This is a genomic window from Herbaspirillum sp. UBA812 (genome assembly GCF_002296545.1).
Taxonomy (GTDB): Bacteria; Pseudomonadota; Gammaproteobacteria; order Burkholderiales; family Burkholderiaceae_D; genus Herbaspirillum; species Herbaspirillum huttiense.
Map to the genome: position 1 here is coordinate 1 of NZ_DBIC01000337.1, position 5,781 is coordinate 5,781.

General features: G+C 62.9%; 7 protein-coding genes. 5 read left to right on the forward strand and 2 right to left on the reverse strand.

All coding sequences use genetic code 11. The features are described 5' to 3' along the window. From B3873_RS22690 to B3873_RS22705, 4 genes are all read left to right on the forward strand, one after another. A partial coding sequence (locus B3873_RS22690) for a TIGR03862 family flavoprotein (RefSeq protein ID WP_286869207.1) occupies positions 1 to 909 on the forward strand: 909 nt, incomplete at its 5' end. Then, positions 906 to 1,115: a SlyX family protein gene (locus B3873_RS22695; protein WP_083859453.1), complete on the forward strand. Its 210-nt coding sequence runs from the start codon at positions 906 to 908 to the stop codon at positions 1,113 to 1,115. The genes B3873_RS22690 and B3873_RS22695, both read left to right, overlap by 4 nt. Before the next feature lie 39 nt (positions 1,116 to 1,154). Beyond that, positions 1,155 to 2,309 carry a DNA polymerase IV gene (gene dinB, locus B3873_RS22700; RefSeq protein WP_286869208.1) on the forward strand — a complete coding sequence of 385 codons (1,155 nt, stop codon included), beginning with the start codon at positions 1,155 to 1,157 and terminating at the stop codon, positions 2,307 to 2,309. Positions 2,310 to 2,469: 160 nt separating this feature from the next. Further along, positions 2,470 to 3,396, forward strand: a complete 927-nt coding sequence (locus B3873_RS22705; protein WP_034330361.1) for a recombination-associated protein RdgC — start codon at positions 2,470 to 2,472, stop codon at positions 3,394 to 3,396. A 68-nt stretch (positions 3,397 to 3,464) separates the two neighbouring features. Here B3873_RS22705 and lhgO read toward each other — a convergent pair whose 3' ends face one another. Together lhgO and B3873_RS22715 are read right to left on the reverse strand one after the other, a co-directional pair. Further along, positions 3,465 to 4,682: an L-2-hydroxyglutarate oxidase gene (gene lhgO, locus B3873_RS22710; RefSeq protein ID WP_286869209.1), complete on the reverse strand. Its 1,218-nt coding sequence runs from the start codon at positions 4,680 to 4,682 to the stop codon at positions 3,465 to 3,467. Positions 4,683 to 4,750: 68 nt separating this feature from the next. Continuing rightward, on the reverse strand, positions 4,751 to 5,392 hold the full coding sequence (locus B3873_RS22715) for a TetR/AcrR family transcriptional regulator (protein ID WP_252696542.1): 642 nt from the start codon (positions 5,390 to 5,392) through the stop codon (positions 4,751 to 4,753). Between the two features lie 227 nt (positions 5,393 to 5,619). Here B3873_RS22715 and B3873_RS22720 point away from each other — a divergent pair. Then, positions 5,620 to 5,781: GTP-binding protein (locus B3873_RS22720; RefSeq protein WP_286869210.1), on the forward strand; the 162-nt coding region annotated here is incomplete at its 3' end.

Here is a 5,781-nt window from a genome sequence, read left to right on the forward strand (position 1 = left end):
GAAGCCGGCGTGCGCTTCCACATGCGCCATCGCTGGCTGGGCTGGCAGGAGGACGGCGCGCTGCGCTTCGCCCATCCTGATGGCCACACCGATGTGCAAGCCGATGCCGTGGTACTGGCACTGGGCGGCGCCAGCTGGCCGCGCCTGGGTTCGGATGGCAGCTGGGTGCCGCTGTTGCAAGACCGCCAGGTCGAGGTCGCACCGCTGCTGCCCTCCAACTGTGGCTTCGAGCTGGACTGGAGCGAACATTTCCGCAGCCGCTTCGCGGGGGAACCGGTCAAGCCGGTGGTGGCCAGTACGGCGCTGCCCAGCGGCGGCGTGCAGAATCGCCGGGGCGAATTCATCATCACCGCCGAAGGCATCGAAGGCAGCCTGGTGTATGCCATGTCCTCGGCCTTGCGCGACACCATCGCCGCAGACGGCTCGGCGCGCCTCTACCTGGACCTGCTGCCCGACTGGCCGCTGGAAAAAGTGGAAGCCGAGCTGGCCCATCCGCGTGGTGCGCGTTCGCTCTCCAGCCACCTGCAAAGCCGTCTGCATCTCAAGGGCGTGAAGGCCGGACTGCTGCGCGAGCTGGTCAGCAAGGACGACTTCGCCGACATGGGCAAGCTGGCGCGCGCCATCAAGGCCCTGCCGCTGACCGTGCTGCGCACGCGTCCCATCGCCGAAGCCATCAGCAGCGCCGGTGGCGTGAGCTTCGAGGCGCTCGATGATGCGCTGATGCTGCGTGCCCTCCCCGGCGTATTCTGCGCCGGCGAGATGCTGGACTGGGAAGCACCCACCGGCGGCTACCTGCTCACTGCCTGCTTTGCCACCGGGCGCGCCGCTGCGGCCGGTGCCTTGCATTGGCTCATCAGTGATGACCGCGCTGCCAGCCTGAGCCACTCTTCCAAGGAACAACACAAGTGACCCAAGACGACCGCCTCATCGATCTGGAAATGAAACTCGCCCATCAGGAACACCTGCTGGACGAACTGAACCAGACCGTCTATCGCCAGGAAAAGAAGATCGAAGAACTGGACATGCTGCTGCACGCCCTGGCCAAGCGCTTCAAGGAATTGTCCGACACCAGCCAGGACCGCGCCGCCGCCAACGAGAAGCCGCCGCATTACTGATCGCGCCGCTTCCGCTTTCTCTTCGCTGCACGCACCACCATGGCCAACGAACGCCGCATCGCCCACCTCGACATGGATGCTTTCTATGCGTCGGTGGAATTGCTGCGCTATCCCGACCTGCGCGGCCAGGCGGTGGTGATCGGCGGCGGTTCGGCCACGCGGCCGGTGGAATTGCCCGATGGCACGCGCCAGTATTTCCGCATGCGCGATTACGCCGGGCGCGGCGTGGTCACCACTTCCACCTACGAGGCGCGCGCGCTCGGCGTGTTCTCGGCCATGGGCATCATGAAGGCGGCCCAGCTGGCACCGGACGCCATCCTGCTGCCGACCGACTTCGAGGCCTATCGCAAGTATTCGCGCCTGTTCAAGGAAGCGGTGCGCAGCATCGCGCCGCTGATCGAGGATCGCGGCATCGATGAAATCTATATCGATCTTTCTGCGTGGCCCGATACCGCGCATGAGGTCGCGCGCCAGATCAAGGATGCGGTGCATGCCGCTACCGCCCTGACCTGCTCCGTCGGTGTGGCGCCCAACAAGATGCTGGCCAAGATCTCTTCCGAACTGGACAAACCCGACGGGCTCACCATCCTCGCGCCCGAGGACATCGAGCGCCGCATCTGGCCGCTGCCGGCACGCAAGATCAACGGCATCGGACCGAAGGCCGCCGAAAAGCTGGCGGCATTGGGCATCGAGACCGTGGCCGACCTGGCACGTGCATCACCTGAAATGCTGCGGGCACATTTCGGGCGCAGCTATTCGGAATGGCTGGGCCGCGTGGCACAAGGCGTCGATGATCGCCCGGTGCAGACTTATTCCGAACCCAAATCCATCAGCCGGGAAACCACCTTTGAACGCGACCTGCACGCACGCGCCGACCGTACTCAACTCTCGGAAATCTTCACCGCCCTGTGCGTGAAGCTGGCCGGTGACCTGGAGCGTAAGGGCTATGTCGGCCGCACCATCGGCATCAAATTGAAATACGCCGATTTCCAGGGGGTGACGCGCGATGTCACGCTGCCCGCCCCCACCGGGGATGCCGCCACCATCCGTCAGGCGGCGGGGGAATGTCTGAAGCGAGTGCCGCTGGAAAAGAAGCTGCGCCTGCTCGGTGTGCGCGTGGGCGCGCTCTCGCGCAAGGATGAGCTTGCATTGACAGCGCAGGCGCTGCAGGCAGAGTTGCCGTTCGGCGGCTGATCCATTTTTCCGCGAACTATTTGTGCGTTTTTCTGACGTACTCTGCGGCAAGCCCGGCCACGAAAAATTTAACTGCAAGCGTGGACAATCCGACATCGCTTGCGGCGAGACGGGCGTGTAAAATCTCCCCCTTTCCCTCTTTGCCCTGCTCCGGAAACCTATGTGGTTCAAGAATCTCCAGATCTACCGTTTGCCCGCACCGTGGGCGATCAATGCCGACGAACTCGAATCCCATCTCGCGCCGCAGGCCTTCACCGCCTGCTCCAGCCTGGACATGCAGAGCCAGGGCTGGGTGCCGCCGCGCAACAATGAAAAACTGGTGCATGTGGTCAACCGCCAGCTGCTGTTGAAACTCGATACCGAGAAGAAACTGCTGCCCTCGACCGTCATCAACCAGGTCACCAAGGCTCGTGCCGCCGAGCTGGAAGAGCAGCAAGGTTTCCCGCCGGGCCGCAAGCAGACCAAGGAATTGAAGGAACAGGTCACCGACGAACTGCTGCCGCGCGCCTTCTCGGTAGTGCGCAGCACCTGGGTCTGGATCGATCCGGTCAACGGCTGGCTGCTGGTCGATGCCGGCTCGCCCTCCAAGGCCGAGGAAGTCCTGAAGCTGCTGTTCAAGGCCATCCCCAAGTTCCCGCTGGAAACGCTGCGTACCGTCATGTCGCCGGCAGCGGCCATGACCGACTGGCTGGCCAGCGACGAAGCGCCCAACGGTTTCACCGTGGACCAGGATACCGAGCTGCGCTCCACCGCCGAGAGCAAGGCCACGGTGCGCTACGTGCGCCACACGCTGGAAGCCGACGACATCCGCCGCCACATCGAAGCCGGCAAGCAGTGCACACGCCTGGCGCTGACCTGGGCCGACAAGGTGTCCTTCGTGCTGACCGAGAACCTGTCCGTCAAGCGCATCGCGCCGCTGGACGTGCTCAAGGAAGACAGCGAGATCGCCGGCAAGAACGACGATGAACGCTTCGATGGCGACTTCATGCTGATGACCGGCGAGCTGGCCAAGCTGCTGACCGCGCTAGTCGACGCGCTGGGAGGCCAACTGAAGGAAAACGACGGAACACTGGCCCGCGCGGCCTGACCGGCATCGCTTCAGTACGCCAGCACGAATGAAAACGCCGCGACGGGGTGACCGTCGCGGCGTTTTTTTCATATCGTCCCGTGCGGGTGGATCAGGTTGCGCACGATGTGCTCGCCGATGGCCAATGACGAGGTGGCCCCCGGCGAAGGCGCATTGCGGATATGCGTGACGCGGCTGCTCTGGCGAATCACGAAATCGTCCACCAGCCGGCCATCCGGTTCCATGGCCTGGGCACGAATGCCGCGCACGGCCGGGGTCACGCTCACCTCGGACAAGGCCGGCACATAGCGGGCAGCTTCGCGCACGAAGTGCCGCTCGCTGACCACCGTTTTCAGTTCACGCAGGGTCGCGGCCATGTTGCGGCTGGCGAATTTCCAGAAACCCGGATAGCCGAGATAGTCGGCCACGTCGCGCAGGCTGAAACGATCCCCTTGGTAATTCTCGCGCCCCAACGAAATGAAGGCGTTCGGACCGATGGTCATCTGGCCATCGATACGCTTGGTGAAATGCACGCCCAGGAAGGGAAAGCGCGGATCGGGCACCGGATAGATCAGGCCCCGGACATGCGACTTGAAGGCTTCATCGATGACATAGTACTGACCGAAGAAGGGCACGATGCGCGGCGTGGCGACATCGCCCGATTGCTGCGCCAGCCGGTCTGACTGCAGGCCGCAGCAGGCAATGGCGAAATCGAACGCATCACCGTGGACCTCGCCATCGGCCAGTTCGATCTGCACATGCTGCCCTTGTTCGAACACGCGTTGCACCGCTGCATTGAGACGGATCACGCCGCCCCTTTGCACGATCTCCTGCGCCATGTGCTGCGCGATCTGGCCATAGCTGACGATGGCCGTGCGCGGCGAATACAGCGCGCGCAACCCTACGCAATGGGGTTCGATCTCGCGCAGGCGTGCGCCGTCAATCATCTCCACATCCGGCACGCCATTGGCCAGCGCCTTGCGATGGATGGCTTCCAGGCGCGGCAATTCGTCCGCGTCCAGCGCCACCACCACCTTGCCGCATTCATCGTAGGGCAAGCCATTCTGCTCGCAGTAGCTCCTGACCAGCTCGACGCCACGCCGGCACAGCCGCGCCTTGAGGCCGCCCGGTTCGTAATACAGGCCGGCGTGGACCACGCCGGAATTATGGCTGGACTGGTGGCGGGCCACGGCGTCTTCCTTCTCGAAGACGGTGACGCGCACATCGGGTTGATCCAGCAGCAACTGGCGGGCCACGGCCAGGCCGTTGATGCCGCCGCCGATGACGGCATAGTGCAAGGGTCTCATGAGGCTGGTAAGGGTCCTGGTAACGGCAAAGGGAGGGAGGATATCGTAACGGGCGCAGCCGGCTTCATTCACTCCGGCGGCAGCGCATGCACCATCACGTTTTCCAGCGGCAGCATCGCATGCGGCAGCGTGGCGGCCAGCCGCGCCGTGGAGACCCCATCGCGCGCACCCAGCGCCAGTCCGTTGAGAAAGCTGGTGTAAAAATCGCCCAGGGCCGTTACATCGGCATCGGCCCGGATCTCCCCTTCACGCTGCGCCTGCAGCAGGCGCGCGCGGATTTCATTGCGGCGCTTGTGGCGACGTTGCGAGAGCGCATCACTGTGCTCGCTGTTTTCGGGTGCACAGTTGATGGCGGAAATCACTACCATGCACCCCTTTCCTGTCGGCAAGCCCGGCACCGTCGACTTGCCCGAATACATGCGCACGCTGGCGCGCAGCATGGCTTGCAGGTCTTCGCGAATGCCCTTGCCGGCCTGCAACAGGCGCAGCGGTTCGGCGCTGATGGTGCGCGAGTAGACCTCCATGACTTCTCGGAACAGCGCATCCTTGTCGCCGAAGGCCGAGTAGAGACTGGGGGCCTTCACGCCAATGGCCTCGCACAGATCGGCCATGGTGGTGCCTTCGTAGCCCTTGCTCCAGAACACTTGCATGGCCTGCTGCAGCGCCTGGTCACGGTCGAAGCTGCGCGGGCGGCCACGGGTTTTTATCATCGGTTTCCTTTGCGGGGTATTACCCCTGGCGGTAATGGTATTGCGGAGAAGTGTAGTTTAATTTAGTCGGCATTACAAAAATAAATCGCCAGACCTTGAACTTTGGGGAAGAGGTTCCTATTATCTAATGCTCGTTACATAAATAAACTTTGTAGCGGGCAATTTGATCAATCGTCACCATCAACACTGAATCCAGCATTTGACGGCACCCATCGAAAGGACATGCCATGAGCCGCAAGACCCGAATAGAAAACTACCGCAACATCGGTATCAGCGCGCATATCGACGCGGGCAAGACCACGACCACCGAGCGCATTCTTTTTTATACGGGTGTGAACCACAAGATCGGCGAAGTGCATAACGGTGCGGCCACCATGGACTGGATGGAG